This is a genomic window from Streptomyces sp. NPDC002386 (assembly GCF_053593175.1).
Genome location: NZ_JBSFBX010000006.1, coordinates 65,474 through 89,720 on the forward strand (window position 1 = coordinate 65,474; position 24,247 = coordinate 89,720).

Below are 24,247 nucleotides of genomic sequence, written 5' to 3' on the forward strand. Positions count from 1 at the left end.
GGACGCCGAAGGTAAAGAATGGGCAACGCATCGCATTATCGGTTGTGGATAAAAACGGGCAAAGGGAGTCCGTGAGGGGCCGTGCAGAATCCTTACGTCCCTTGATTCACAAGGGCTGTCGAAGCGTCGTCGGTCTCCCGCCGGAATCGCGCCCGCGTCGCGGCCGCACAACCCGGCCGGGGGAGTCCCCGTACTACTGTCCGGCCACGATCCGGACCGACCCCGCGGACTTCTCCGCACCGCCTGCACCGTCCGCGCCGACCCGGTGCCAGGCACCGCCGCCGTCCCTCGCGGTCCACTCCCGGTCCGCGTAGTACACCCGCTGGATGTGCAGCGCCGAGGAGTTGGCCACCGCCCAGTGCGCCAGCTGCCAGCCCCGCTCGCGCTCCCGCTCGGCCGTCGCGCCCGCGTCCCGCCGCGCGCCCCCGGACACCGGCACGGTCACCGTCCGGCCGTGCGCGGTCGTGGTCACACTCGGCGACGGCGAGGGCGAGGGCACCGGGGTACCGCCCACCACGGCGTTCGTCTCCCGCAGCGCGTCCCGCCCGAAGTCCCGCACCAGCGCCGTCCGTACCGCGTCCGGGCCCGTCGCGGTCGCGGTGCGCTCCGGGCGCCCGGCGCAGGTCAGGGTGGCCGCGGTGCGGCCGGTCAGCGCGGCCGCCAGCAGCTCGGCGTCCGGCTCGTGCTTGGCGTACGCCTCCGGGTAGCCGCTGCGCTGCACCCGCTGCGCGGCCACCGTCAGCGGCAGGCCGGCGTAGTCCGGCACCTTCGCCAGGTGGGCGTAGAAGATGCCCGCCGCGTACGCCGGGTCCATGATCTGCCGCTCGGTGCCCCAGCCCTGCGAGGGCCGCTGCTGGAACAGGCCGATGGAGTCCCGGTCGCCGTGCTCGAGGTTGCGCAGCCCCGACTCCTGAAGGGCGGTCGCCAGCGCGATCGTTATCGCGCGCTCGGGCATGTTCCGCCCGGTGCCCACGGCGGCGATCGTCGCGGCGTTCACCGCCTGCTCGGGCGTGAACTCGTAGGACGCCCCGTCACCGTCGGCGGCGACCACCTTGCAGCCGCGCGCACCCGGGCCGCCGGTGACGTACTGCACGACGAGATAGGCGGCGACGCCGCACAGGACCAACAGCGCCGCCCCGAAACGCAGGAGGCGGCCGCGACGCTTGGGGCGGATGGGGGACGGCTCTGGCACGCGTACAAGGTACTGGAGGGCCTCCCGCACCGGGCGGCGGGCCCGCGCAGCGCGGCGCGGATCCGCCACGACCCCATGGCCTAGGGTCGGGACCATGGCCGACACCTCTCTTGACCTCACGCTGGACGCCGCCGAGCTCACCGCACGGCTCGTGGACTTCCCCTCCGAGAGCGGCACCGAGAAGCCCCTCGCGGACGCGATCGAGGCCGCCCTGCGCGCCCTGCCGCACCTGACGGTCGACCGCCACGGCAACAACGTGATCGCCCGCACCGACCTGGGCCGCGCGGAACGGGTCGTGCTGGCCGGCCACATCGACACCGTCCCGATCGCCGGCAACGTTCCGTCCCGGCTGGACGAGGACGGTGTGCTGTGGGGCTGCGGCACCTGCGACATGAAGTCGGGCGTGGCGGTGCAGCTCCGCATCGCGGCGACGGTCCCCGCCCCCAACCGCGATCTGACCTTCGTCTTCTACGACAACGAGGAGGTCGCCGCCGAGCTCAACGGTCTCCGGCACGTCGCCGAGGCCCACCCGGACTGGCTGCGCGGTGACTTCGCGGTCCTGCTGGAGCCCTCCGACGCCCAGGTCGAGGGCGGCTGCCAGGGGACCCTGCGGGTACTGCTGAAGACCCGGGGCGAGCGGGCGCACTCGGCGCGCGGCTGGATGGGCTCCAACGCCATCCACACGGCCGCCCCGATCCTGGCCCGGCTCGCCGCCTACGAGCCCAGGTGGCCGGTCATCGACGGCCTGGAGTACCGCGAGGGCCTGAACGCCGTGGGGATCTCCGGAGGGGTGGCGGGCAACGTCATCCCCGACGAGTGCGTGGTGACGGTGAACTTCCGCTACGCCCCCGACCGCACCGAGGAGGAGGCGATCGCGCACGTCCGTGAGGTGTTCGCGGACTGCGGGGTAGAGGAGTTCGTGATCGACGACCACAGCCCCGGCGCGCTGCCCGGCCTCTCCCATCCGGCCGCCGCGGCCTTCATCGAGGCGGTGGGCGGCACCCCGCAGCCCAAGTACGGCTGGACGGACGTCTCCCGCTTCTCCGCGCTCGGCGTGCCCGCCGTCAACTACGGTCCCGGTAACCCGCACCTGGCACACAAGCGGGACGAGCGGGTAGAAGTGGCCAAGATCCTCGCGGGCGAGGAGCGGCTGCGTTCCTGGCTCACCGCGTAGCGGGGGCCACCGGGCGCCGCACGCCGGACATGCTCACGTCCCCCGTCCGAAACCCGCGCGGATCTAGGCTGAGGCGGTACTACCCGCAAGTGGAGGGAGCGCACATGGCGACCGGCAACCCCCTGGGGAAGAAGCAGCCGCCGGACGAGCAGCGGCTCGGACCGGTCCTCCGGCGGCGGGACAAGGTGACGGCCAGCACGACCGACCAGCGGCTGCTGGACGAGCGCGCCCCCTCGGACTGGGTCCACACCGACCCCTGGCGGGTCCTGCGGATCCAGTCGGAGTTCATCGAGGGTTTCGGCACGCTGGCCGAACTCCCACCCGCCATCAGCGTGTTCGGCTCGGCCCGGACGCAGGCGGGCTCACCGGAGTACGAGGCGGGCGTGCGGCTGGGCCGCGGGCTGGTCGAGGCCGGCTGGGCCGTGATCACCGGCGGTGGCCCGGGAGCCATGGAGGCGGCCAACAAGGGCGCGTGCGAGGCCGGCGGCACGTCGGTCGGGCTCGGCATCGAGCTGCCCTTCGAGCAGGGGCTGAACCCCTACGTCGACATCGGCCTCAACTTCCGCTACTTCTTCGTCCGCAAGATGATGTTCGTCAAGTACGCGCAGGGGTTCGTGGTGCTGCCCGGCGGCCTCGGCACCCTGGACGAGTTCTTCGAGGCCCTCACCCTGGTCCAGACCCAGAAGGTGACCCGCTTCCCGATCGTGCTGTTCGGCACCGAGTACTGGGGCGGTCTCCTGTCCTGGCTGAAGAACACGCTGGTGGCCCAGGGGAAGGCGACGGAGAAGGACCTGCTGCTGTTCCACGTGACCGACGAGGTCGAGGAAGCGGTGGCACTGGTGTCCAAGGAGGCGGCGCGCTAGACGCCCGGAACCGGGCGCCGTGCCCGGGTGGGGGCCAGGCGGGGCCCGGGGCTGCGCCCCGGCCCCTTTCCCGGCCCCCCGCCTGCCTCGGGGGTCCGTCGGGGCCTTTCGCCGGCCCCTCCCACGCCACGTCCTCGGCTACGCAAGGCCCCGGCGGGCGACCGCAGGGGGGCGGTGGCCGGCGATGGAGGCGACCATGTCCAGGACCTGGCGGGTCTCGGCGACCTCGTGCACGCGGTACACCTGCGCCCCCAGCCACGCCGACACCGCGGTCGTCGCCAGCGTGCCGATCAGCCGTTCCTTCACCGGACGGTCCAGCGTCTCGCCCACGAAGTCCTTGTTGGACAGCGACACCAGCACGGGCCACCCCGTGGCGACCATCTCGTCCAGCCGCCGCGTCGCCTCCAGGCTGTGCCGGGTGTTCTTGCCGAAGTCGTGCCCAGGATCGATCAGCACCGACTCCCGGGGCACCCCCAGGGCGACGGCGCGCTCCGCGAGCCCCAGGGTCACCTCCAGGATGTCGGCGACGACGTCGTCGTAGGTCACCCGGTGCGGGCGGGTCCGGGGCTCGGCCCCGCCCGCGTGCGTGCACACCAGCCCCGCGCCGTGACGCGCGGCGACCTCCGCGAGGGCGGGGTCGACACCTCCCCAGGCGTCGTTCAGCAGGTCCGCGCCCGCCTCGCACACCGCCTCGCCGACCTCGGCCCGCCAGGTGTCCACGCTGATGATCACATCGGGGAAGCGGCGGCGTACCTCGGCGACGAACCCCACCGTCCGCCGTGCCTCCTCCTCGGCCGTGACCTCCTCGCCGGGCCCCGCCTTCACCCCGCCGATGTCGACGATCGCGGCGCCCTCGGCCACCGCCCGCTCCACGCGCGCGAGGGCCGCCTCGTCGTGGAAGGTGGCTCCCTGGTCGTAGAAGGAGTCCGGGGTCCGGTTCACGATCGCCATGATCACGGGCTCGTGCGTCCCGAATTCCCGCTTGCCCAGCCTGAGCATCCGCTGTGACCTCTCCTAGTGATCCCTCGGTACAGCCGCCTGCGACCCTAACCGCCCGGTTCGCATGGCACGATCGGAGCCTGACAGATTCGTCTTCCGGCAGCGTCCGGTACGAGCGTGGGGACCCCTGGCGATGGTGATGTTCTTGTTCCTGGTCGTCGCCCTGGCCGTCGTGGTGGCCGCGGTGACACTCGCCGTGGTCAGCGGCGGTGAGCGCGGCCCGCTGCCGGAGGCCGCCCCGGAGCGGCTGCGGGACCCCCTGCCCCCGGACCGCCCGGTCGGCGGCCAGGACGTGGAGAACCTGCGCTTCCCGCTCGCGCCGCGCGGCTACCGCATGTCCGACGTGGACGACGCACTCGGGCGGATCGCCGCCGAACTCGCCGAGCGGGACGCCCGTATCGCCGACCTGGAGTCCGCGCTGGCCGGCGCCCGCGCCGCCGCGCACGCCCGGCTGGACAAGCCCGGCCAGGAGGACCAGCGGTGAGCGCCGGAGCCGCCCTCGCCGGGCCCGACGGCAGGGCGCGCTGCCCGTGGGCCCTGTCCACCGAGGACTACGTCTCGTACCACGACGAGGAGTGGGGGCGGCCGGTCCACGGCGACGACGCCCTCTTCGAGCGGGTCAGCCTGGAGGCCTTCCAGTCGGGCCTGTCCTGGATCACGATCCTGCGCCGCCGCCCGGGCTTCCGCGCCGCGTTCGCCGGCTTCCACATCGAGAAGGTCGCCGCGTTCACGGACGCGGACCGCGAGCGGCTGCTGGCCGACGCTGGCATCATCCGCAACCGCGCGAAGATCGACGCGACGCTCTCCAACGCGCGCGTGCTCGCCGGCTGGGCCGAGGGCGAGCTCGACGAGCTGATCTGGTCGCACGCCCCCGACCCGGCGGGCCGCCCGGTGCCGCGGACCCTCGCCGACGTCGCCGCCGTCACCCCCGAGTCGACGGCCCTGTCCAAGGCGCTGAAGAAGCGGGGCCTGAAGTTCGTCGGCCCCACCACGGCGTACGCGCTGATGCAGGCCTGCGGGCTGGTCGACGACCACCTGGAGGGGTGCGTGAGCCGCACCGCTCCGGTGGTCCGGCCGCCCGGCTAGCCGCCCCTCAGCGGCCGAGGTACTTCGGCTTCTCCTTGTTCACGAAGGCCTGGACCGCGATCGCGTGGTCCTCGGAGCTGCCCGCGCGGGTCTGCAGCTCGTCCTCCTTGTCCAGGGTCTCGGCGAGCGAGTGCGTCAGGCCGTAGGCCACCGCTTCCTTGATCGCCGAGTAGGCCACCGTCGGTCCCTCGGCCAGGGCGCGGGCCACCTTCTCGGCCTCGGTCCGCAGCTCGGCCGCGGGTACGAGCCGGTTGGCGATGCCCAGCTCCAGGGCGTCCTGCGCGCTGATGTTGCGCGGGAAGAGCAGCAGGTCGGCGGCGCGGCCCGGGCCGACCACCCGGGGCAGCGTCCAGGAGATGCCGGAGTCGGCGGTGAGGGCGACGCCCGCGAACGAGGTGTTGAAGGCCGCCGTGTCGGCGACCACCCGGTAGTCGGCGGCCAGCGCGAAGCCGAACCCGGCCCCGGCGGCGACCCCGTTCACCGCCGCGACCACGGGCTTCGCCGCTCCGGTCAGTGCCCGCACGATCGGGTTGTAGTGCTCCCGGACCGTGGTCATGGTCTGCCTGGACCCGGTCTCGCGGTCCGCCACCAGCAGCCCGATGTGCTCCTTGAGGTCCTGGCCCACGCAGAACGCCCGGTCCCCGGCCGCGGTCAGCAGGATCGCCCGTACGGCGCTGTCCCCGGCCGCGGATTCCGCCGCCTCCCGGAGGGCGACCTTGGTCGCGACGTTCAGCGCGTTCATCGCCTCCGGGCGGTTCAGCGTGATCGTCGCGAGTCCGTCGGTCACCTCGTAGAGAACGGTGTCGGCCATGGGGCATCCCCTCCGGTCAGATGTGGTGACGTACCGCTCGGTACGCCACGGTCCGAAGGACAGCATGGCGGACATCGCCGCCCGGGGGCCGGAGCGGAGGTGTGACCTGCGTCAAACAAAAACGGAGCGGAGCCGCTCGCCGCGCGTCCGTGCGGTGGCGCAGTATCGCAGCCACATCGCCGAATTGGGTGGTTTTGCTCGCGCGCGTTGCGCAAGCGATGCCGACTGATGTTGGTCATCGGGTCCTGCGATGCGGGATAATGGCCTGGAAGCAATGTGTTCGATGCCGGTGTCGCGTGTCCGGTACTAGGACCGCGGGGTGCCCTTCGTGGGGCTTCGGCAGACGATGAGCCTGGTTTCAGGAAGGGGAACGAGCATGGCGGCCATGAAGCCGCGGACGGGTGATGGCCCGCTCGAGGTGACCAAGGAGGGGCGGGGCATCGTCATGCGCGTTCCGCTCGAAGGCGGCGGTCGACTCGTCGTCGAGCTGACCCCTGACGAGGCCGAGGCGCTCGGCGACGCCCTCAAGAAGGTCGTCGTCTGACGAGCCGGCGATCCTGTCCTTCCGTCCGCCCCGGCAGCGTACGCGGTGCCGGGGCGGACGTGTGTCCGGACCTCCCGGGCGCCCGTCTCACCGTTTGACGGCGCACAGCAGTCCGTCGCCCACCGGCAGCAGCGACGTCACCAGCTCCTGGCTCTCGCGCACCGTGCGCAGCAGCTCACGCAGCCGCAGCACCTCCGAGGGCTGCGGTCCCGAGTCGACCGTACGGCCGTTGGCGAAGACGCCCTCGAAGACCACCAGGCCGCCCGGGCGCAGCAGGCGCAACGATTCAGCTAGATAGTCCGAATACTCCTGCCGGTCCCCGTCGCAGAAGACCAGGTCGTAGCCGGCGTCCGCGAGACGGGGCAGCACGTCCAGGGCGCGGCCCGGGATGAACCGGGCCCGGTTGCTGGCGAAGCCGCAGGCCCGGAAGGCCTGCCGGGCGAACTGCTGGTGCTCCGGCTCCGGGTCGACCGTGGTGAGCACCCCGTCCGGGCGCATGCCGTGCAGCAGATGGATTCCGGACACCCCGCAGCCGGTGCCGATCTCCGCGACCGCCTTCGCGTCCACGGAGGCGGCGAGCAGGCGGAGCGCGGCACCCGTGCCGGGCGACACCGAGCGCAGCCCTGCCTCGCGGGCCCGGTCGCGGGCCCAGCGCAGCGCTTCGTCCTCGGCGACATAGGCGTCGGCGAACGCCCAGCTAGTCTGCCGGTTGCCGGTAATGACGCTCTCCTGTCCCCGTGGGTGCCTGGGCGTGACTGTATCCGTTGGCGTCGGGAACCCGCAGATGGGACCGCGCGTTTACAGGGTTGAGACGAAGGGCCCGGACGCGATGGGGGGCGAGCGGTGGATCGGGACGCCGAGCACATGCTGACGCAGCCGTATGAGCCGTATCAGCCCAGATCAATTTCTCGTAAAACCGCTTATCCGGTCCTAACGGGCGAGGTGGCTATGGTAGGGGCTCCACTGGACACCACCAGAGCTGACAGGGGAGGTGCGGCTGCGCCTGTGGACCGGAGAGGGATGCTCAGGCGTCTTCTCGGGTCGTCGGGGAAGCCGAAATCCGTGACCGACACTGCTGCTGACCACAGCCGGACCGCCGGCGCCGCCGGCGACGCCCAGACCGCGACCTTCTCCACCGACGCGGACGGGCAGGCGTGGACTCCGCCCACCTGGGAGGAGATCGTCAGCACGCACAGCGGCCGGGTCTACCGCCTGGCCTACCGCCTCACGGGCAACCAGCACGACGCCGAGGACCTCACCCAGGAGGTCTTCGTCCGTGTCTTCCGTTCCTTGTCGACGTACTCGCCGGGCACCTTCGAGGGCTGGCTGCACCGCATCACCACCAACCTGTTCCTGGACATGGTCCGGCGCAAGCAGCGCATCCGCTTCGACGCCCTGGGCGACGACGCGGCCGAGCGCCTGCCCAGCAAGGAGCCGACCCCGCAGCAGGTCTTCAACGACGCGCACTTCGACGCCGACGTGCAGCAGGCGCTGGACACCCTCGCGCCCGAGTTCCGCGCCGCCGTCGTGCTCTGCGACATCGAGGGACTGTCGTACGAGGAGATCGCCGCGACCCTCGGCGTGAAGCTCGGCACCGTCCGCTCCCGCATCCACCGCGGCCGTTCCCAGCTGCGCAAGGCCCTCGCCCACCGGTCGCCCGAGGCCCGCAGGGCCGAGCGGCGCTCCTTCGTGGCCCGTGTCCCCGCTCTGGGGGGAGGGGGCGCGACCGCGTGAACGGATCCCGTCCGAAACCCGCTCAGCCGCACCTCGCCGAGCAGCACCTGGGAGACCGGCTCTCCGCGCTCGTGGACGGGGAGCTGGGTCATGAGTCGCGCGAGCGCGTCCTCGCCCACCTGGCCACCTGCGCCCGGTGCAAGGCGGAGGCGGACGCCCAGCGCCGGCTGAAGAACGTGTTCGCCGAGGCGGCCCCGCCGCCCCCCTCCGAGAGCTTCCTGGCCCGCCTCCAGGGCCTTCCCGGCGGAGGCGACCCCGACGGCGGCGGCACGCCGGCGCCCGGGGGCGACTTCCTCGGACGGGGCTCCGACACCGGGGTCTTCGGTGTGCGGCGCGAAGAGCGCTTCGAGTTCGGCTACGTACCCGCCGCCTCCGCCCACGCCTCCGGGCAGCGCGGTTTCCGCATCCATCCCGTCGCCCGCCCGGACGCCGACCGCTCCGCCTCGCGCGGACTGCGCTTCGCGGCGGCCGCCGCCGGGGCGGTGTCGCTGGCCGCGGTCGCCCTCGGCGGCGTCACCACCGCCATCCCCGGCGACCTGGCCGCGGACGCCCGCGGCGGCTCCGGGACCGGCAACGTGGTCCCGGCCCGCTCGGCCGGCACGGGCACGGCCCCGGGGGCGGCGACGCCGGACACGCAGCGCCGCCGTGCGGTGGGACCGCTGCTCGCCCAGGGCAGCAGCCTGCTCGGCCCGAGCCCGGCGGCGCCGACCTCCCTGTCGGCCCCGCTGCTGCCCGGCGCCCAGCCGCCCCTCACCGGGCAGGTCCAGGACGTCATGCGCGACCTGACGACGCCGGTGATGGCCGGCGCGGCCGCGGTCTCCCCGCTGATACGCCCGCTGGACGACGTCGCACCGCTGCCGCTGACCTCCTGGCCCGCCACTCCCCGGCTGAACGGGGCGGACACGCTGTCCGCCCCCGTGCCCGACACGCCCTCGGCCTCCGGCATTTCCCCGGCCGCTCCTCCGGGCCCGTCCGGACGGAACTGACGCAAGTCTCACCAACGGGCGGTACCCGACCGACAGGCGGGCCGGGTACCGTTGAGCGACCGAGGATCGCAAGGAGCGTCAGGTGTTCAATGACATAGGACCACTCGAGCTGGTGACCATCATTGTTCTCGCCGTGCTCGTCTTCGGTCCGGACAAGCTCCCCAAGGTCATCCAGGACGTCACGCGGACGATCCGGAAGATCCGCGAGTTCTCGGAGAGCGCCAAGCAGGACATCCGCACCGAGCTCGGCCCGGAGTTCAGGGACTTCGAGTTCGAGGACCTCAACCCCAAGACCTTCATCCGCAAGCAGCTGGACAACGAGGACCTGGGGCTGAAGGAGATCCGCAACGGCTTCGACCTGAAGAAGGAGATGGCCGAGGTCACGGACGCGGTGCACAGCCGCGACGGCCAGGCCCCGTCCTCCTCGCCGGGCGGGCGCGTCGACATGTCCAAGAAGCCCGAGGAGCCCGGCAAGGGCGCCCCTCCGCCGTTCGACGCGGACGCCACCTGAACCGGAGCGGGCTGGAGTGACGCACTTCACAGCCCGTTCGCGTCGTACGAGCCCCCGGCGGGCCGTCCGCGCGACCCACGCGGCGGGCGGTTTCCCTGCTGTCCTCACCGGTGTGGATATGCTGCCGAGTTGTTGTGCGGACCGGACGAGTACGCCCGAAGGGGGGCGGGCCTCCCGGTCCGACGAGAGCGAGGAGGCGTCCGGGCAGATGGAGACGACAAGTCGGGTGGGCGCACAGACGCCGGCCGCGGAGGGCGGGCAACCGGCCCCCTCCGCCCCGCGCGCCATCGACGGGTACCTGCGGGCGCCCTTCCCCTGGTACGGCCTCGACGAGGCCTTCACGGGGCCGCGTTGGCTGATGCAGGTCGGTACGGCGGCCGACGGCGCCGTCGAGCACGGTTCGATCGGGCACGGTGACGAGCCCTCCGTGCGCAACGAGCACACGGCCGCGGCCGCGGACGAGCCGCGGGAGAAGTTCGCGGTCGTCGTCACCGTGGCCGCGAACCCGTCCCGGCGCAGCGCCGACGGCACGGGCCTGCTGGAGGCGACCTCGGTCTCCTCGGCGGCCTGGCTGGCGGGCGTGGGGCTGCTGTCCTTCACCTGGCCCGGCCAGATGGACCACAGCCTGCGCGACGACTGGCTGGACCAGCAGACCGAGACCGCCTGGGCGCTGGCCGACGACCTCGAGGGACCGGAGTGGTCCGGACTCTCGCTGCCGGTGGACGGGGTGCCCATGCCCTTCTACTACCGGGAGTCCGAGTTCGGCTGGGTGCTGGCCGGCTCCACCGGGTCCGGCGTGCACGTCGGCGCCTACGGCCGGGGGATGAGCGCGTACGGGCTCGGCTTCGCGATCGTCAAGGACGTCGCCGCGTACGCCTGAGGATCCCGGCGGCGTACGCACGGGGAACCGCCGGGTACGCCCGACGGACCCCCGTGGGCAAGAGAGAGGGGCGCCAGTACCTCCCGGCGCCCCTTCGTCCCGGGCCGTGCGGCCGCGAGAGCCCTCAGAACTTGTTCCTGGGGGTCAGCCCCAGCGACAGGCCCGACAGGCCGCGCTGACGGCCGCCCAGCTTCCCCGCGATGGCCCGCAGGGCCGAACCCGCCGGGGAGTCCGGGTCGGTCAGGACGACCGGCTTGCCCTCGTCGCCGCCCTCGCGCAGCCGGACGTCGATCGGGATGCTGCCGAGCACCGGGACCGTCGCGCCCGTGGTGCGGGTGAGGCCGTCCGCCACCATCTGGCCGCCGCCGGTGCCGAAGACGTCGACCATCTCGCCGCAGTGCGGGCAGGGCAGGCCGGACATGTTCTCCACCACGCCGACGATCTTCTGGTGGGTCTGCACGGCGATGGAGCCGGCCCGCTCGGCCACCTCGGCCGCCGCCTGCTGAGGCGTCGTCACGACGAGGATCTCGGCGTTCGGGACGAGCTGCGCGACCGAGATCGCGATGTCACCGGTGCCGGGCGGCAGGTCCAGCAGCAGCACGTCCAGGTCGCCCCAGTACACGTCCGCGAGGAACTGCTGCAGCGCGCGGTGCAGCATCGGGCCGCGCCAGACCACCGGCGCGTTGCCCGGGGTGAACATGCCGATGGAGATGACCTTCACGCCGTTCGCCGACGGCGGCATGATCATGTTCTCGACCTGGGTCGGACGGCCGTCCGCGCCCAGCATGCGCGGCACGCTGTGGCCGTAGATGTCGGCGTCCACGACACCGACCTTCAGACCGTCGGCCGCCATGGCCGCCGCAAGGTTCACCGTCACCGAGGACTTGCCGACGCCGCCCTTGCCGGAGGCGACCGCGTAGACCCGGGTCAGGCTGCCCGGCTTGGCGAACGGGACCTCGCGCTCGGCCTGGCCGCCGCGCAGGGCGTTCGCCAGCTCCTTGCGCTGCTCGTCGCTCATCACGTCCAGCGTGACGTCGACGCGGGTGACGCCCTCGACCCGGGAGACCGCCTCGGTCACCCGCTGGGTGATCGTCTCGCGCATCGGGCAGCCGGAGACCGTCAGGTACACGGTGACCGCGACCGCGCCGTCCTCCCCGATCTCCACCGATTTGACCATCCCCAGCTCGGTGATGGGTCGGTTGATCTCGGGGTCGTCCACCGTCGCCAGTGCCTCGCGCACCGCGTCTTCCGTAGCCATAGTGACGATGGTACGGCGCCCCGAGGGGCCCGCGGGTAGCCCCTCAGCGGTCGTCTGCGTCACGTCCGGGCGATCGTTCCGCCCGCTCTGCCGGGAATACGACGTGCCCGTCGTGGCGCCGCCGTTCCTCCAGTTCCTTCACCAGGTCCTGCAGCTCCGACCGGATCCAGTCGCGGGTGGCCACCTCGCCGAGGCCGGTGCGCAGCGCGGCGACCTCCCGGGTCAGGTACTCGGTGTCGGCGATGGACCGCTCGTTCTGCTTGCGGTCCTGCTCCAGGTTGACCCGGTCGCGGTCGTCCTGCCTGTTCTGCGCCAGCAGGATCAGCGGGGCCGCGTACGAGGCCTGCAGCGACAGCATCAGGGTCAGGAAGATGAAGGGGTACTGGTCGAAGCGCAGCCCCGCCGGCGCGGCGATGTTCCACAGCACCCACAGGATGATGACGATCGTCATCCAGACGATGAAGCGTCCCGTGCCGAGGAAGCGGGCGATCCGCTCCGACAGCCGGCCGAACGCCTCCGGGTCCCACTCGGGCAGGACCCGGCGCCTCGGCGGGCGCGGCTGGTCCAGACGCGGGGCACGGGGCCGGGTGGCGGCCGTGGCGCCCACCGGGTTGCGCTCGCGGGTAGCGGTGTCGCGCTCAGGAGCCATGAGTGGCCGCCTCCTCTCCCTCGTCCAGGTGGAACTCCGTCTCCCGCCAGTCGTCGGGGAGCATGTGGTCGAGGACGTCGTCCACGGTCACCGCGCCGAGCAGCGAGCCGGACTCGTCTACGACCGGGGCGGCCACCATGTCGTACGCGGCGAAGAACCCGGCGACGACCGGCAGCGCGGCGTCGGGGTCCAGGGTCTGCAGGTCGTCGTCGACCATCGAGCTGACCAGAGTGTACGGAGGGTCGCGCAGCAGCCGCTGGAAGTGGACGGTGCCCAGGTACTTGCCGGTCGGGGTCTCGTCGGGCGGGCGGCACACGTAGACCTGGGCGGCGAGCGCGGGGGAGAGGTCCTGGTTGCGGACCCGGGCGAGCGCGTCGGCGACGGTGGCGTCCGGGCGCAGCACGATCGGCTCGGTGGTCATCAGACCGCCCGCGGTGTGCTCCTCGTACGACATCAGGCGCCGCATGTCGGCCGCGTCGGCGGGCTTCATCAGGCTCAGCAGCCGTTCCTTGTCCGCCTCGGGCAGCTCGGCCAGCAGGTCGGCCGCGTCGTCCGGGTCCATGGCCTCCAGGACGTCCGCCGCGCGCTCCTCGGCCAGCTTGCCGAGGATCTCGATCTGGTCGTCCTCGGGCAGCTCCTCCAGGACGTCGGCGAGGCGGTCGTCGTCCAGGGCCGCGGCGACCTCGGCGCGGCGCTTGGCGGACAGGTGGTGCAGCACGTTGGCGAGGTCCGCGGGTCGGAGCTGCTCGAACGTGGCGAGCAGGTTCTCGGCGCCCTGTCCGTGCTCCTCCAGGGAGAAGCCGGTGACGGACGACCACTCGACGGTCAGGGTCTCGCCCTTGGCCCGGCGGAAGGCACCGCCCTTCTTCCCCCTGCGGACGAAGACGCGGTCGATCTCCCAGTCCCGGCGGGCGGGCAGCTGCTGCACGGACAGGTCGAGGACGGTGACCTCCTCGTCGCTCTCCACCAGTCGCACCCGCCGGTCCAGCAGCTCGCCGAAGACCAGCCGCTCGGTGGGCCGCTGCTCGAACCGGCGCACGTTGAGCACACCCGTGGTGATGACCTGGCCGGACTCGACACCGGTCACCCGGGTCATGGGCAGGAAGATCCGGCGCCGGGTGGACAGCTCGACGACCAGCCCGAGGACGCGCGGGGGCCGCCGCCCGACGCGCAGCATGACCACCAGGTCGCGTACGCGACCCACCTGGTCGCCGGTCGGATCGAAGACGGGGACCCCGGCGAGGTGCGAGACGAAGATCCGGGGGGCGCCGGCTGCCATGGCTGTGCTTCCTTTGCTCGCCTTGCGTGGGATTGCTGTTCTGTGCCCGCTCGCGTGCGCTTCAGGCTAGCCCGTACCGATCCGGTACGCCCTGGTGGGCGGTGCGGACGGACTGGCTCCGCCGGGCGGGCGGGGCCCCGGTACGCTGCCGTACGCCGCTCAACCGTCAGAAAGGCAGCCCCACCTGTGACTGCGATGCCCCTGGGCCGTGTTCGCCGGGCCGCGCTGGTGACCGCGACATGCGCGCTGGCCGTGACGGGAGCGACGGTGCTGACGGGGTGCGCCGACGATCCGGACGCCGGGACCAACGGGGTGGGCAAGCTGCCCGCCGGCCGGATCCAGGCGAAGACCCGTGCCGCCGCCGACGCCGCCCCCGCGGTGCGGCTGGCCGGCACCGTGGTCACCAGCGGCCGTACGTACCGGCTGGACATGCGGCTGAAGGACGACGGCGGCACCGGCTCGGTCACCTCCCGGGGCGCCACCTTCGGGCTGCTGCGGATCGGTACGCAGCTGTATCTGAAGGCCGACGCGGAGTTCTGGAACGGCGGCGACAAGTCCGCGGCGGGCAAGCTCGACGGCAAGTACGTGAAGGTGCCGCAAGGAGACCCCGCGTACAAGAAGTTCAGCGGCTTCACGGACAAGGACCTCCTCCTCGACGGTCTGCTGACCCTGCATGGTTCGCTGGCGACCGACGGCCACCACGAGGCGGCGGGCACCCGCACCATCCGGATCACCGGCGACGGCGGCGACGGCGGCACCCTGGAGGTCTCCCTGGAGGGCAAGCCGTACCCGCTCCGCCTGGAGCGCGCCGGTTCCGCGGGCACGCTCACCTTCTCCGACTGGGGCGAGGACTTCACCGTCACCCGGCCGGCGAAGGGCGAGACGGTCGACTACGGCCAGCAGCTCCCGGCGTCGTAGCCCGCCGGGGCCGCGGGGCTACTTCTTCTTCCGGCGCCCGGCCAGCAGCCGCGGCAGAGCGGCCGGCACCGGCCTGCGCGTCGTCGCCGGGGAGGGCACCGGACGCTCGGCCAGACTCCCGTCGGGCAGCGTGAGCGGGGAGCCGGCCGGCACCAGACGGAGCACCCTGCACTCACGGGCCCAGCGCGCGGGCATCTCCTCACCGTCGGGGGCGTTCAGCCGCTTGCCCTTCAGCTCGGCCACCGCGGCCTCCCACTCCGGTGAGCCGGGGGCCGCCTCGGACACGGAGGCCGGCCAGGTCACCAGCCGGCCGCCCTTGTCCTTGCTGCGCACGGTCACCTCGGCCGCGCCGCCGTCGGCGAGGCCGGTCAGCGGCTGCTCCCCGGGACCGTCGCCGACCAGGCACACCGCGCCCTCGTGCCACACGTGCCACAGCGCACGCGCCGCCGGGGCGTCGGCGCCCCTGACCCAGATGAGGCCGGACTTCTTGGTGGCCTCCTCGACGAGGGCCTGGTCGAGCAGCTCGCTTGTCATGCGCCCAGCCTAACCAGCGGCGCTCAGAGCCAGCCGTTGCGCTTCAGGGTGCGGTGGATGCCCAGACACAGGACGACCGTGATGCCCATGATCACCGGGTAGCCGTACCGCCAGTGCAGCTCGGGCATGTACTTGAAGTTCATGCCGTACACCCCGCACACCATCGTCGGTACGGCGATGATCGCGGCCCAGGCGGTGATCTTGCGCATGTCCTCGTTCTGCGCGACGGACGCCTGCGCCAGGTTGGCCTGGAGGATGGAGTTGAGCAGTTCGTCGAAGCCCAGCACCTGCTCCTGGACCCGGGCGAGGTGGTCGGCGACGTCCCGGAAGTACTTCTGGATGTCCGGGTCGACCAGCCGCATCGGCCGCTCGCTCAGCAGCTGCATGGGCCGCAGCAGCGGCGCCACCGCTCGCTTGAACTCCAGCACCTCGCGCTTGAGCTGGTAGATCCGCGCCGAGTCCACACCACGCGAGACACCGCCCCGGCGGCCCGGCGAGAAGACCTCGGTCTCCACCTCGTCGATGTCGACCTGCACGGCGTCGGCGACGGCGATGTAGCCGTCCACCACGTGGTCGGCGATGGCGTGCAGCACGGCCGAGGGGCCCTTGGCGAGCAGCTCGGCGTCGTCCTGCAGCCGGTGCCGCAGCGCCCGCAGCGAGCCCTGGCCGCCGTGCCGGACGGTGATGAAGAAGTCCCGGCCGGTGAAGCACATGACCTCGCCGGTCTCCACCACCTCGCTGGTCGCGGTGAGCCGGTCGTGCTCGACGTAGTGGATGGTCTTGAAGACGGTGAACAGCGAGTCGTCGTACCGCTCCAGCTTGGGCCGCTGGTGGGCCTGCACCGCGTCCTCCACGGCCAGCGGGTGCAGCCCGAACTCCCGGGCGATACCGGCGAATTCCGCCTCGGTCGGCTCGTGCAGGCCCATCCACACGAACCCGCCGTCGCGGCGCACCAGCCGCATCGCCTCCTGCGGGCTCAGCGGCTCCGCGCTGCGCACCCGGGCACCGTCGCGGTAGACGGCGCAGTCGACGACGGCCGAGGGCGTCGCGGGGTCGCGCGTGGTGTCGTACGGCGCGCTCTGCTCCTTGCGCAGCGTGACGCGGGACGACGGGCGGACGGCGGCGCGCAGGTCACGGATCATCGACATGGGCGGGCTCCTTCGCGGGCGGGCAGCGAGAGCGCGTGCCGACGGGTGGAACTACCCGGAATGGGGACGTCCGGCGGAAATCTTCCCGGCCCGGAGCGGGGAGGGATGTTTGGCACGTCCACAAAGCGGGGAGCACCGCACCGTCGCGGTGGCGACTTCGCTACTGATGCAGAACTGATTCAGGTCAGGCAGATCAGGCAAAGCGAGACGAAGTGCTCTTCCGAACGACGATGCGAAAGGGAAGGCGGCGGCCAGCCGGTAACTGGATCAGCAGCCGGAAGAGCGAGTGGTACTGCACGGTCGACTTCGATCCATGACAGCCCCACCTCCTCCGGCCGGTCCCTCGTAAGGGAGTCTCAGCGTCGGGGCTTGATAGCGACGCTTCTGCGTGCTGCCCCGAACCACCGGCTCAGCGTAGCAGCAGCGTGTGGTGTCAAGGCGCCGCTTTGCCCGGTGCTGACGAGTTCTATGCTCACCGCATGGTTGATGTTCTTCCTCTGGTCGAGGCACGGTTGAGCACCGCGCTGGGCGAACCGGACGCGCGCGCCGCGGTCACCTTCCTCGGTACCGACCGCATCGAGGTGCTCCGGTTCCACGAGGGGGACGTGGTCCGTTACGCCTCGCTCGGCATGTCCGCGCACCCCATGACCGATCCCACGGCGATGCTGGCCGACCCCGTGAAGGGCCCGCGCGCCGAGCTGGTCCTGTCGGTCCGCGCCGGCCTCGCCGACACCGACAAGGTGCTCCGCGCGCTCGCCGTGCTCGCCGCGTCCCCGCAGGTGGAGGGTGTCGTCGTGGCGCCGGGCGCGTCCCTGGACGTCGGTGAACCGCTGTGGCCCGGCGCTCCGTTCAGCTCCGTGCTGGTGGGCGAGCCGGGCGGACTCGTCGAGGACCTGGCGCTGGACGACCCGATGGACCCGGTGCGCTTCCTGCCGCTGCTGCCGATGACCCCCAACGAGGCCGCCTGGAAGCGGGTGCACGGCGCCCCGGCCCTCCAGGAACGCTGGCTGGCGAACGGGACGGACCTGAGGGATCCCGCCCGCAGGTCCGTCCCGCTGGATGCCGCGCCCGAGTGAGCAAGGTCACCAAGGCCCGTTCCTGAACGGTCAGTTGGCGAAGACGCCGACGCCGTCCTCGGTGGCGTGCCGCGGCGCGAGTTCCTCGGCCTCGTGCGTGAGGGCCTCGCGCCGTACGAGGACCACGACCGCGCCGAGCACGGCGGTGACCGCCGCGACCACGAACGGGACGTGGATGTCGGTCCACTCCTCGATCTTCGGCGCGAAGTAGGGCGCGGCGGCGGCCGCGAACCAGCGGACGAAGTTGTAGCCCGCGCTCGCCACCGGGCGCGGCGCGTCCGACACACCGAGGGCCAGTTCGGTGTAGACCGTGTTGTTCACGCCGATGAAGGCGCCGGACAGGATCGTGCAGACGACGGCCGTGGTGTGGTCGCCGTAGCCGAGCACGAGCACGTCCGCCGCGAGCAGCACCAGCGAGCCGCCGAGCACCTTCAGGGAACCGAACCGCTTCTGCATGCGCGGGGCCACGATCACCGAGAAGACCGCGAGCAGCAGGCCCCAGGCGAAGAACACCGCGCCGGAGCGGTACGGGGTCATGTCCAGCACGAACGGCGTGAAGGCCAGCACGGTGAAGAACGTGTAGTTGTAGAAGAAGGCCGAGACGGCCGCCGAGGCCAGGCCGCCGTGACCGAGCGCCTTGAGCGGGTCCAGTATCGACGTCTTCCGGGCGGGCCTCGGCTGCTCCTTCAGGAACGCCGTGATGCACAGGAAGCCGATCGCCATCAGCGAGGCCGTGCCGAAGAAGGGGTAGCGCCAGCTCGCGTTGCCGAGGAGCGCGCCGAGCAGCGGGCCGCAGGCCATGCCGAGGCCGAGCGCGGACTCGTAGAGCAGGATCGCCGCCGCGCTGCCCCCGGCCGCCGCGCCCACGATCACCGCGAGGGCGGTGGAGACGAAGAGCGCGTTGCCGAGGCCCCAGCCCGCGCGGAAGCCGACGAGCTGGCCGACCGATCCCGAGGTGCCGGCCAGGCCCGCGAAGACGACCACGAAGGCGAGGCCGAGCAGCAGGGTCCTGCGGCCGCCGATGCGGCTGGAGACGAAGCCGGTCAGCAGCATCGCCACCGCGGTGATCAGGAAGTACGAGGTGAAGAGCAGGGACACCTGGCTGGGTGTGGCGCGCAGGCCCTGCGCGATGGACGGCAGGATCGGGTCGACCAGGCCGATGCCCATGAAGGCGACGACGGAGGCGCCGGCCGTGGCCCACACCGCCTTGGGCTGTCGCAGGATGCCGCCGGCTCCCGCGTCGAAGGAGTCCATGTGCCTCTCCCGTCCCGACTGGATAGTTGGTTTATGCACATAGTAAGTTAGCGGAGCTAATTAATGCAAGATGCATCTAGTTTTCCCTGGTGGGGCCCGGCCGCGCGGCGTCCGCCCGGACGGGTGATCGTCCTTGACGCGGGCCGGTCGGGGTAGGACCGTGGAGCCCTATGAGGGGCGAACCCAGTTGCCCGAAGTGTGGTGGCCGGGTCAGGGCTCCCGGCCTCTTCGCCGATTCCTGGCAGTGCGACGCGCACGGGACGGTGTATCCGCTGCAGCCCGTGATCCCGCCCAGCGTCGAGGCGCTCAACGTGGTCGTGCACCGCACGCAGGTCCCGGTGTGGATGCCGTGGCCGCTGCCGGTCGGGTGGCTGTTCACGGGCGTGACCTACGCGGGTGACGACCGCAGCGGCGGCCGTGCCGCCGCCGTGGCCTGCTCGGGTCCCGGCCCCCTGGGCGGCATGGGCGAGCTGATCCTCGTCGCCGAGGAGCTGGGCGTCGGGCTCGGCGCGTACTACGCGGGCATCGACGGCCCGGACCCGGGGCCGTACATGAACGTCGAGAAGCCGCCCCAGGCCAAGGTCCTGGCCGCCGGGCGCCCCACCCCGCTCTGGCACGTCTCCGGCGGTCCCGACGACCGCGCGGTCTTCGCCGGCGAGGCGCTGGGGCTGTGGCTGTGGGCGGTGGTGTGGCCCGAGCAGTCGGGCCTGCTCATGTACGACGAGCTGGTGCTGGCCGATCTGCGGGACGCGGGCGCCGAGATAGACCTGGTGCCGTGCGGCGCGCTGTCGCCGAGGCTGTTGAAACCCTGAGCGGTGGCTGTAGGGGGCGCTCAGCGGTTGCGGGTGTGACAGGGCATCCGGTTCGGGCCGCTATCCTTAGGTGTCCTCACCGTCCCGTCACCAGTCTGGAGCAGCCGTGCGCATCGACCTGCACTGTCACTCCACGGCCTCCGACGGTACGGACACCCCGGCCGAGCTGGTGCGGGGTGCCGCCGCGGCCGGTCTGGACGTCGTCGCGCTGACCGATCACGACACCACCCGCGGGTACGCCGAGGCGATCGCCGCGCTGCCCGAGGGTCTGACCCTGGTCACCGGTGCCGAGCTGTCCTGCCGCGTCGACGGCATCTCCATGCACATGCTGGCCTACCTCTTCGACCCCGAGGAGCCCGGTCTGCTCGCCGAGCGCGAGCTGGTCCGGGACGACCGGGTGCCGCGGGCCCGGGGCATGGTCGCCAAGCTCAACGAGCTCGGTGTGCCGGTCACCTGGGAGCAGGTGGAGCGGATCGCCGCCGGCGGTTCCGTGGGGCGGCCGCACGTCGCCACCGCGCTGGTCGAGCTGGGCGTCGTGCCGACCGTGGGTGACGCGTTCACCGAGGAGTGGCTCGCCGACGGCGGCCGGGCCTACGTGGAGAAGCACGAGACCGACCCCTTCGAGGCGATCCGGCTGGTCAAGGGTGCGGGCGGGGTGGCCGTCTTCGCGCACCCGGCCGCCGCCAAGCGCGGCCGCACGGTGCCGGAGTCCGTGATCGCCGAACTGGCGGCCGCCGGTCTGGACGGCCTCGAGGTCGACCACATGGACCACGACGCGGACGCGCGGGTCCGGCTGCGCGGTCTCGCCGACGAGCTGGGACTGCTGGTCACGGGGTCCTCCGACTACCACGGCAGCCGCAAGACCGTCTCGCTGGGCGCGTACACGACCGACCCCGAGGTCTACGGCGAGATCACCCGGCGGGCCACCGGGGCGTTCCCGGTGCCGGGGACCGGCGGAGCCTGAGGCGGCCGGCCCGCCTCGCCCGAACGCCCTCGTACCTCCCTCTCAGCAAGGCCTGTAGCACCACCATGTTCGACCTCGCCGTCTTCGGCTCCCTTTTCCTGACCCTCTTCGTCATCATGGATCCCCCGGGGATCACCCCGATCTTCCTCGCCCTGACCGCGGGCCGTCCGGCCAAGGTGCAGAAGCGCATGGCCTTCCAGGCCGTGTGCGTGGCGGGCGGTGTCATCGCCACCTTCGGCGTCCTCGGCCACCAGATCCTCGACTACCTGCACGTCTCCGTACCCGCACTGATGATCGCGGGCGGTCTGCTGCTCCTGCTGATCGCGCTGGACCTGCTCACCGGCAAGACCGACGAGCCGAAGCAGACCAAGGACGTGAACGTCGCCCTCGTGCCGCTGGGCATGCCGCTGCTGGCGGGGCCCGGTGCCATCGTGTCCGTGATCCTCGCCGTGCAGAAGGCCGGCAGTGTGGCCACCCAGGTCTCGGTGTGGGCCGCGATCCTGGCGATCCACGTCGTGCTGTGGCTGGTGATGCGTTACTCGCTGCTGATCATCCGGGTCATCAAGGACGGCGGCGTGGTCCTGGTGACGCGGCTCGCGGGCATGATGCTCTCCGCGATCGCCGTGCAGCAGATCATCAACGGGGTCACTCAGGTGATCCGGGGGAGCTGAGAAGCGGGCCTCGGCTCCCCCGGAAAGCTTGAGTGAGCGCCGGGTGTTACGAGGCCGCGCTCTCGGCCGGGCGGATCCAGAGGCGCTGTCCTATGGCTGCGGCCTGCTGAACGATCCGGTTGACGGAGGCGGCGTCCACGACGGTGCTGTCCACGGTGGTGCCGTCGACCTCGTCGAGTCGCATGATTTCGAAGCGCATGGGCTTCTCCCTTCGTCTGGTCATCCTCCTGCGGAGAACTACTGGTGTGACGTGCTGTCGTAGGTATCCAACGAGCTGCGTGTTACAAACATTCCCTACGCTAAATAAATTTTTCGAACGTCTAATTACTGACCGGTAAGCGGCGTCCGCGGGACTGACCGAGAGCGGTTGTGTTCGCAGCGTGATCGCCGGGACAATGAAGGCGATGAACGACGACCTGGCGGCCCTCGCCGCCCGCATCGACCACACCAACGAGCTGCTGCAGCGCATGCTCGCCGAGGTGGCGAAGACGCCCTCGACCCACGCGATCTTCGTCGACGCGGGATACCTCTACGCCGCCGCGGGCCGGCTCGTCGCCGGGACGGAGGACCGGCGCGCCTTCGACCTCGACGCCGAGGGCCTGATCGACGCCCTCATCGACAAGGCCCGCACGATCTTCGCCGACAGCCGGCTGCTGCGCGTCTACTGGTACGACGGCGCCCGCCGCCGCATCCACACCGCCGAGCAGCAGACCATCGCCGAACTGCCCGACGTCAAGGTCCGCCTGGGCAACCTCAACGCCAACAACCAGCAGAAGGGCGTCGATTCGCTCATCCGCAGCGACCTGGAGTCACTGGCCCGGCACCGCGCCATCAGCGACGCGGCCCTGCTCGGCGGCGACGAGGACCTGGTGTCCGCGGTGGAGGCGGCCCAGGGCTACGGCGCCCGCGTCCACCTCTGGGGCATCGAGGCGTCCGAAGGCCGCAACCAGGCCGAGCCGCTGCTCTGGGAGGTCGACAGCCAGCGCACCCTCGACCTGGACTTCTTCAAGCCCTACGTCTCGCGCCGCACGGCGGCCGCCTTCGAGCCCGCCGCCGGGAACCGGCCCACCCGCGAGGACGTCCGCTTCGTCGGCGCCCGGATCGCCGCCAAGTGGCTCTCCGCCCGTGGCCGCGAGGCCCTGGTCGAGCTGCTGCCCGGCCACCCCTACCTCCCCGGTTCCGTCGACCAGGACCTCCTGGTCGAGGCCGAGGGCATGCTCCAGTACTCCCTGCGTGGCCAGGCCGACCTCCGCCGCGCCCTGCGGGACGGCTTCTGGGAGCACCTGCAGACGCAGTACTAGGGGGCGTCTCCCCGATCTTCGCGGGTCCGCGACGCCCGGCACGGCACCTCGCCGCACGCCCGAACCGCCCACGTACACCCGGTACGAGGGCGACTCGACCGCACGCCGAGGCGCCGCACCGGACGCCGCGGCCTGATCCACGAAGACCGGGGAGACGCCCCCCAGAACCGGCCGGGCGGGCCGCCGGTCAGAGCGCGGAGTCGGTCCGGGCGTCCCAGAAGTCGGCGAGGGACCGGGCCGTGGCGAGGGGCCGGTCGGTGTTGGGGGAGTGCTCGGCGCCCTCGACGACCGTCCGCCGGGCCCCCAGCCGCGCCGCCATGTCGTCGAGCAGCGCCAGCGGCCAGGTGTCGTCCAGCGCGCCCGACAGCACGTGGAACGGCAGCGGCACGGCGGCCAGTTCGGCGACGCGGTCCGGCTCGGAGCACAACTGGCGCCCGGTGGCGAGGAGCTGGGCGGGCTTGTTGCCCATCCAGCGGCGCCGCAGGTCGGCCCGGTTGTCGAGGCCGCCGTCCAGCCCGCCGGTGGCGGTCTCCTCCGGCGCCTCCATCGCCTGGATCGCGTCCCACACCTCGGCCATCGTCATCACCGCGAGCGCGTCCCGCAGCAGCTTCACGCGCTCCTGCTGGGAGGCGGAGATCTGCGCGGGACCCGAGGCCATCAGGGTGAGCGACGCGAAGGGGGAGTGGTCGAGCAGTACGGCCGCGCGCGAGACCTGCCCGCCCAGCGAGTGCCCCATCAGATGGACCGGCGCCGTGCCGAGGGCCGCCGCCTGCGCCAGCACGTCCCTGGCCAACTCCTCCTGCGCGTAGGCGGATTCGTCGTGCTCGGGACCGTCCGTCTCGAACTGGCCGCGCCCGTCCACGGCCACGGTCCGGTACCCGCGCTCGGCCAGCGGCACGTGCAGCGGGTTGAAGTCCTCCTTGCTGCCGGTGAACCCCGGCAGCAGCAGCGCGACCCCTCGGGGCTCGACCCCGTCGGCGACGGGCGCGTCGACCACTGCGAACTCACCGCGCGCGGTCCGCAGGGAGTACGCACGGGCACCGGCGGGCGGGACGAAGGTGGCAGGCCTGCTCATGGGAAAAGGCTATCGGGCGTCGCGGTGCGGCGGGCGACGGGCCGTGTGCCGGGCGGAGACGGGGAGGGAACGCCGATGGCCCGGCCCACCGAGGTGGACCGGGCCATCAGGTCGATGCCGTCGTGCCGTCCGGCTGAGGAGCCGACGGGCCGATCAGGCTTCGGGCGCCTCCGCGGCGGCAGCCGCCTTCCGGGTACGGCGCGCCTTCGGAGCCGTCTCGGCGGACTCGGCGGCGGGCGCCGTCGCCTTGCGGGTGGTCCGGCGGCGCGGCTTGGCCTCCGGCTCCTCGGTGGCCTGCGCCGGGATCTCCGGAACGGCCGCCTCGGCCACGGCCTTGCGGGTCCGCCGGGCCTTGGGCGCGGCCACCTCGGCGCCGTCCACGGCGGTCTCGGCGGCGGCCGTGGTCTTGCGGGTGCGGCGCGGCTTGGCCTCGGCCTCGGCCTCGGGCGCCTGGGGTGCCTCGGTGGTCTCCGGTGCGGCGACCGCCTTCTTGCGGGTGCGGCGGGGCTTGGCCTCGGTGGCTTCCGC

27 protein-coding genes and 1 pseudogene are annotated in these 24,247 nt (G+C 72.2%); 15 read left to right on the forward strand and 13 right to left on the reverse strand.

The window, feature by feature from the left end:
• Positions 1–193: 193 nt before the first annotated feature.
• Positions 194–1,192: a heavy metal transporter gene (locus tag ACWCPN_RS14245; protein ID WP_451205430.1), complete on the reverse strand. Its 999-nt coding sequence runs from the start codon at positions 1,190–1,192 to the stop codon at positions 194–196.
• A gap of 94 nt (positions 1,193–1,286) precedes the next feature.
• Here ACWCPN_RS14245 and dapE point away from each other — a divergent pair, with 94 nt between their 5' ends.
• Positions 1,287–2,366: a succinyl-diaminopimelate desuccinylase gene (gene dapE, locus ACWCPN_RS14250; protein WP_451205432.1), complete on the forward strand. Its 1,080-nt coding sequence runs from the start codon at positions 1,287–1,289 to the stop codon at positions 2,364–2,366.
• A gap of 104 nt (positions 2,367–2,470) precedes the next feature.
• Positions 2,471–3,229, forward strand: a complete 759-nt coding sequence (locus tag ACWCPN_RS14255) for an LOG family protein (RefSeq protein WP_451205434.1) — start codon at positions 2,471–2,473, stop codon at positions 3,227–3,229.
• 138 nt (positions 3,230–3,367) lie between these two features.
• Here the strand turns inward: ACWCPN_RS14255 and folP are convergent, their stop codons facing one another.
• The gene (folP, locus tag ACWCPN_RS14260; protein WP_392292191.1) at positions 3,368–4,228 is read right to left on the reverse strand and encodes a dihydropteroate synthase; all 861 of its coding nucleotides are present in this window, start codon (positions 4,226–4,228) and stop codon (positions 3,368–3,370) included.
• A gap of 133 nt (positions 4,229–4,361) precedes the next feature.
• Between folP and ACWCPN_RS14265 the strand changes: the two genes are divergently transcribed.
• Both ACWCPN_RS14265 and ACWCPN_RS14270 read left to right on the forward strand, forming a co-directional pair.
• On the forward strand, positions 4,362–4,712 hold the full coding sequence (locus ACWCPN_RS14265; RefSeq protein WP_199211887.1) for a DivIVA domain-containing protein: 351 nt from the start codon (positions 4,362–4,364) through the stop codon (positions 4,710–4,712).
• A complete protein-coding gene (locus ACWCPN_RS14270; protein WP_451205436.1) occupies positions 4,709–5,314 on the forward strand; it encodes a DNA-3-methyladenine glycosylase I in 606 nt (201 codons plus the stop codon). Before ACWCPN_RS14265 ends, ACWCPN_RS14270 begins: the two co-directional genes overlap by 4 nt.
• A 7-nt stretch (positions 5,315–5,321) precedes the next feature.
• Here ACWCPN_RS14270 and chcB read toward each other — a convergent pair whose 3' ends face one another.
• Complete coding sequence (chcB, locus tag ACWCPN_RS14275; protein ID WP_451205438.1) at positions 5,322–6,125, reverse strand: 2-cyclohexenylcarbonyl CoA isomerase; 804 nt, start codon at positions 6,123–6,125, stop codon at positions 5,322–5,324.
• Positions 6,126–6,501: 376 nt separating this feature from the next.
• Here chcB and ACWCPN_RS14280 point away from each other — a divergent pair, with 376 nt between their 5' ends.
• Positions 6,502–6,669, forward strand: coding sequence for a DUF3117 domain-containing protein (locus ACWCPN_RS14280; protein ID WP_018544333.1), 168 nt, complete (start codon positions 6,502–6,504; stop codon positions 6,667–6,669).
• Between the two features lie 87 nt (positions 6,670–6,756).
• Here ACWCPN_RS14280 and ACWCPN_RS14285 read toward each other — a convergent pair whose 3' ends face one another.
• Positions 6,757–7,455 (reverse strand): O-methyltransferase, encoded by a 699-nt coding sequence (locus tag ACWCPN_RS14285; RefSeq protein ID WP_365121028.1) that lies wholly within the window; start codon positions 7,453–7,455, stop codon positions 6,757–6,759.
• A gap of 234 nt (positions 7,456–7,689) precedes the next feature.
• Here ACWCPN_RS14285 and sigE point away from each other — a divergent pair, with 234 nt between their 5' ends.
• From sigE to ACWCPN_RS14305, 4 genes are all read left to right on the forward strand, one after another.
• Positions 7,690–8,403 (forward strand): RNA polymerase sigma factor SigE, encoded by a 714-nt coding sequence (gene sigE / locus ACWCPN_RS14290; protein WP_392292193.1) that lies wholly within the window; start codon positions 7,690–7,692, stop codon positions 8,401–8,403.
• A complete protein-coding gene (locus tag ACWCPN_RS14295) occupies positions 8,400–9,389 on the forward strand; it encodes a zf-HC2 domain-containing protein (RefSeq protein ID WP_451205441.1) in 990 nt (329 codons plus the stop codon). The genes sigE and ACWCPN_RS14295 overlap by 4 nt, the downstream gene beginning before the upstream one ends.
• 82 nt (positions 9,390–9,471) lie before the next feature.
• The gene (locus ACWCPN_RS14300) at positions 9,472–9,900 is read left to right on the forward strand and encodes a sec-independent translocase (RefSeq protein WP_451205443.1); all 429 of its coding nucleotides are present in this window, start codon (positions 9,472–9,474) and stop codon (positions 9,898–9,900) included.
• A gap of 208 nt (positions 9,901–10,108) precedes the next feature.
• Positions 10,109–10,780 carry a hypothetical protein gene (locus ACWCPN_RS14305; protein WP_451205445.1) on the forward strand — a complete coding sequence of 224 codons (672 nt, stop codon included), beginning with the start codon at positions 10,109–10,111 and terminating at the stop codon, positions 10,778–10,780.
• A 124-nt stretch (positions 10,781–10,904) separates the two neighbouring features.
• On the opposite strand, the gene ACWCPN_RS14310 is transcribed toward ACWCPN_RS14305, so the two are convergent.
• The 3 genes from ACWCPN_RS14310 to ACWCPN_RS14320 are packed head-to-tail and all read right to left on the reverse strand — an operon-like array spanning position 10,905 to position 13,966.
• Positions 10,905–12,038, reverse strand: coding sequence for an Mrp/NBP35 family ATP-binding protein (locus ACWCPN_RS14310; RefSeq protein ID WP_451205448.1), 1,134 nt, complete (start codon positions 12,036–12,038; stop codon positions 10,905–10,907).
• Positions 12,039–12,081: 43 nt separating this feature from the next.
• Positions 12,082–12,687 (reverse strand): DUF1003 domain-containing protein, encoded by a 606-nt coding sequence (locus ACWCPN_RS14315; RefSeq protein ID WP_365120053.1) that lies wholly within the window; start codon positions 12,685–12,687, stop codon positions 12,082–12,084.
• Entirely contained in the window at positions 12,677–13,966 is a 1,290-nt protein-coding gene (locus ACWCPN_RS14320; protein ID WP_451205451.1) for a magnesium transporter MgtE N-terminal domain-containing protein, read from the reverse strand. The genes ACWCPN_RS14315 and ACWCPN_RS14320 overlap by 11 nt, the downstream gene beginning before the upstream one ends.
• A 195-nt stretch (positions 13,967–14,161) precedes the next feature.
• Here ACWCPN_RS14320 and ACWCPN_RS14325 point away from each other — a divergent pair, with 195 nt between their 5' ends.
• Entirely contained in the window at positions 14,162–14,884 is a 723-nt protein-coding gene (locus tag ACWCPN_RS14325; RefSeq protein ID WP_451206030.1) for a hypothetical protein, read from the forward strand.
• An 18-nt stretch (positions 14,885–14,902) separates the two neighbouring features.
• On the opposite strand, the gene ACWCPN_RS14330 is transcribed toward ACWCPN_RS14325, so the two are convergent.
• Together ACWCPN_RS14330 and ACWCPN_RS14335 are read right to left on the reverse strand one after the other, a co-directional pair.
• The gene (locus ACWCPN_RS14330; RefSeq protein ID WP_451205454.1) at positions 14,903–15,418 is read right to left on the reverse strand and encodes a hypothetical protein; all 516 of its coding nucleotides are present in this window, start codon (positions 15,416–15,418) and stop codon (positions 14,903–14,905) included.
• 23 nt (positions 15,419–15,441) lie between these two features.
• Positions 15,442–16,566, reverse strand: coding sequence for a magnesium and cobalt transport protein CorA (locus ACWCPN_RS14335; RefSeq protein ID WP_451205457.1), 1,125 nt, complete (start codon positions 16,564–16,566; stop codon positions 15,442–15,444).
• A 479-nt stretch (positions 16,567–17,045) separates the two neighbouring features.
• On the opposite strand from ACWCPN_RS14335, the gene ACWCPN_RS14340 reads away from it, so the two are divergent.
• Complete coding sequence (locus tag ACWCPN_RS14340; protein WP_451205460.1) at positions 17,046–17,642, forward strand: suppressor of fused domain protein; 597 nt, start codon at positions 17,046–17,048, stop codon at positions 17,640–17,642.
• 30 nt (positions 17,643–17,672) lie between these two features.
• Here the strand turns inward: ACWCPN_RS14340 and ACWCPN_RS14345 are convergent, their stop codons facing one another.
• Positions 17,673–18,896, reverse strand: coding sequence for an MFS transporter (locus ACWCPN_RS14345; protein ID WP_451205463.1), 1,224 nt, complete (start codon positions 18,894–18,896; stop codon positions 17,673–17,675).
• A 170-nt stretch (positions 18,897–19,066) separates the two neighbouring features.
• Here ACWCPN_RS14345 and ACWCPN_RS14350 point away from each other — a divergent pair, with 170 nt between their 5' ends.
• The 3 genes from ACWCPN_RS14350 to ACWCPN_RS14360 all read left to right on the forward strand — a co-directional run bounded on the left by ACWCPN_RS14350 (position 19,067) and on the right by ACWCPN_RS14360 (position 21,343).
• On the forward strand, positions 19,067–19,708 hold the full coding sequence (locus ACWCPN_RS14350) for a DUF6758 family protein (RefSeq protein WP_451205465.1): 642 nt from the start codon (positions 19,067–19,069) through the stop codon (positions 19,706–19,708).
• Positions 19,709–19,814: 106 nt separating this feature from the next.
• On the forward strand, positions 19,815–20,672 hold the full coding sequence (locus tag ACWCPN_RS14355) for a PHP domain-containing protein (protein WP_451205468.1): 858 nt from the start codon (positions 19,815–19,817) through the stop codon (positions 20,670–20,672).
• Positions 20,673–20,737: 65 nt separating this feature from the next.
• Positions 20,738–21,343, forward strand: a complete 606-nt coding sequence (locus ACWCPN_RS14360) for a MarC family protein (protein ID WP_143627230.1) — start codon at positions 20,738–20,740, stop codon at positions 21,341–21,343.
• 46 nt (positions 21,344–21,389) lie between these two features.
• Here the strand turns inward: ACWCPN_RS14360 and ACWCPN_RS14365 are convergent, their stop codons facing one another.
• Complete coding sequence (locus tag ACWCPN_RS14365; protein WP_199211896.1) at positions 21,390–21,542, reverse strand: hypothetical protein; 153 nt, start codon at positions 21,540–21,542, stop codon at positions 21,390–21,392.
• Between the two features lie 196 nt (positions 21,543–21,738).
• Between ACWCPN_RS14365 and ACWCPN_RS14370 the strand changes: the two genes are divergently transcribed.
• Positions 21,739–22,644 carry an NYN domain-containing protein gene (locus ACWCPN_RS14370; protein ID WP_451206032.1) on the forward strand — a complete coding sequence of 302 codons (906 nt, stop codon included), beginning with the start codon at positions 21,739–21,741 and terminating at the stop codon, positions 22,642–22,644.
• Positions 22,645–22,831: 187 nt separating this feature from the next.
• Here the strand turns inward: ACWCPN_RS14370 and ACWCPN_RS14375 are convergent, their stop codons facing one another.
• Positions 22,832–23,719 (reverse strand): alpha/beta fold hydrolase, encoded by an 888-nt coding sequence (locus tag ACWCPN_RS14375; RefSeq protein ID WP_451205472.1) that lies wholly within the window; start codon positions 23,717–23,719, stop codon positions 22,832–22,834.
• 153 nt (positions 23,720–23,872) lie between these two features.
• Positions 23,873–24,247: pseudogene (locus tag ACWCPN_RS14380) on the reverse strand (DEAD/DEAH box helicase); the annotation flags it as partial.

What these genes read in the sequence shown, in the direction of transcription:
- ACWCPN_RS14320 (WP_451205451.1), bottom strand. Translation starts at nt 13,966, where the DNA reads ATGGCAGCCGGCGCCCCCCGGATCTTCGTCTCGCACCTCGCCGGGGTC.
- ACWCPN_RS14340 (WP_451205460.1), top strand. Translation starts at nt 17,046, where the DNA reads ATGGTTGATGTTCTTCCTCTGGTCGAGGCACGGTTGAGCACCGCGCTG.
- ACWCPN_RS14345 (WP_451205463.1), bottom strand. Translation starts at nt 18,896, where the DNA reads ATGGACTCCTTCGACGCGGGAGCCGGCGGCATCCTGCGACAGCCCAAG.
- dapE (WP_451205432.1), top strand. Translation starts at nt 1,287, where the DNA reads ATGGCCGACACCTCTCTTGACCTCACGCTGGACGCCGCCGAGCTCACC.
- ACWCPN_RS14365 (WP_199211896.1), bottom strand. Translation starts at nt 21,542, where the DNA reads ATGCGCTTCGAAATCATGCGACTCGACGAGGTCGACGGCACCACCGTG.
- ACWCPN_RS14325 (WP_451206030.1), top strand. Translation starts at nt 14,162, where the DNA reads ATGCCCCTGGGCCGTGTTCGCCGGGCCGCGCTGGTGACCGCGACATGC.
- ACWCPN_RS14305 (WP_451205445.1), top strand. Translation starts at nt 10,109, where the DNA reads ATGGAGACGACAAGTCGGGTGGGCGCACAGACGCCGGCCGCGGAGGGC.
- ACWCPN_RS14315 (WP_365120053.1), bottom strand. Translation starts at nt 12,687, where the DNA reads ATGGCTCCTGAGCGCGACACCGCTACCCGCGAGCGCAACCCGGTGGGC.
- ACWCPN_RS14330 (WP_451205454.1), bottom strand. Translation starts at nt 15,418, where the DNA reads ATGACAAGCGAGCTGCTCGACCAGGCCCTCGTCGAGGAGGCCACCAAG.
- ACWCPN_RS14350 (WP_451205465.1), top strand. Translation starts at nt 19,067, where the DNA reads ATGAGGGGCGAACCCAGTTGCCCGAAGTGTGGTGGCCGGGTCAGGGCT.
- ACWCPN_RS14370 (WP_451206032.1), top strand. Translation starts at nt 21,739, where the DNA reads ATGAAGGCGATGAACGACGACCTGGCGGCCCTCGCCGCCCGCATCGAC.
- ACWCPN_RS14255 (WP_451205434.1), top strand. Translation starts at nt 2,471, where the DNA reads ATGGCGACCGGCAACCCCCTGGGGAAGAAGCAGCCGCCGGACGAGCAG.
- folP (WP_392292191.1), bottom strand. Translation starts at nt 4,228, where the DNA reads ATGCTCAGGCTGGGCAAGCGGGAATTCGGGACGCACGAGCCCGTGATC.
- chcB (WP_451205438.1), bottom strand. Translation starts at nt 6,125, where the DNA reads ATGGCCGACACCGTTCTCTACGAGGTGACCGACGGACTCGCGACGATC.
- ACWCPN_RS14360 (WP_143627230.1), top strand. Translation starts at nt 20,738, where the DNA reads ATGTTCGACCTCGCCGTCTTCGGCTCCCTTTTCCTGACCCTCTTCGTC.
- ACWCPN_RS14375 (WP_451205472.1), bottom strand. Translation starts at nt 23,719, where the DNA reads ATGAGCAGGCCTGCCACCTTCGTCCCGCCCGCCGGTGCCCGTGCGTAC.
- sigE (WP_392292193.1), top strand. Translation starts at nt 7,690, where the DNA reads ATGCTCAGGCGTCTTCTCGGGTCGTCGGGGAAGCCGAAATCCGTGACC.
- ACWCPN_RS14335 (WP_451205457.1), bottom strand. Translation starts at nt 16,566, where the DNA reads ATGTCGATGATCCGTGACCTGCGCGCCGCCGTCCGCCCGTCGTCCCGC.
- ACWCPN_RS14280 (WP_018544333.1), top strand. Translation starts at nt 6,502, where the DNA reads ATGGCGGCCATGAAGCCGCGGACGGGTGATGGCCCGCTCGAGGTGACC.
- ACWCPN_RS14265 (WP_199211887.1), top strand. Translation starts at nt 4,362, where the DNA reads ATGGTGATGTTCTTGTTCCTGGTCGTCGCCCTGGCCGTCGTGGTGGCC.
- ACWCPN_RS14310 (WP_451205448.1), bottom strand. Translation starts at nt 12,038, where the DNA reads ATGGCTACGGAAGACGCGGTGCGCGAGGCACTGGCGACGGTGGACGAC.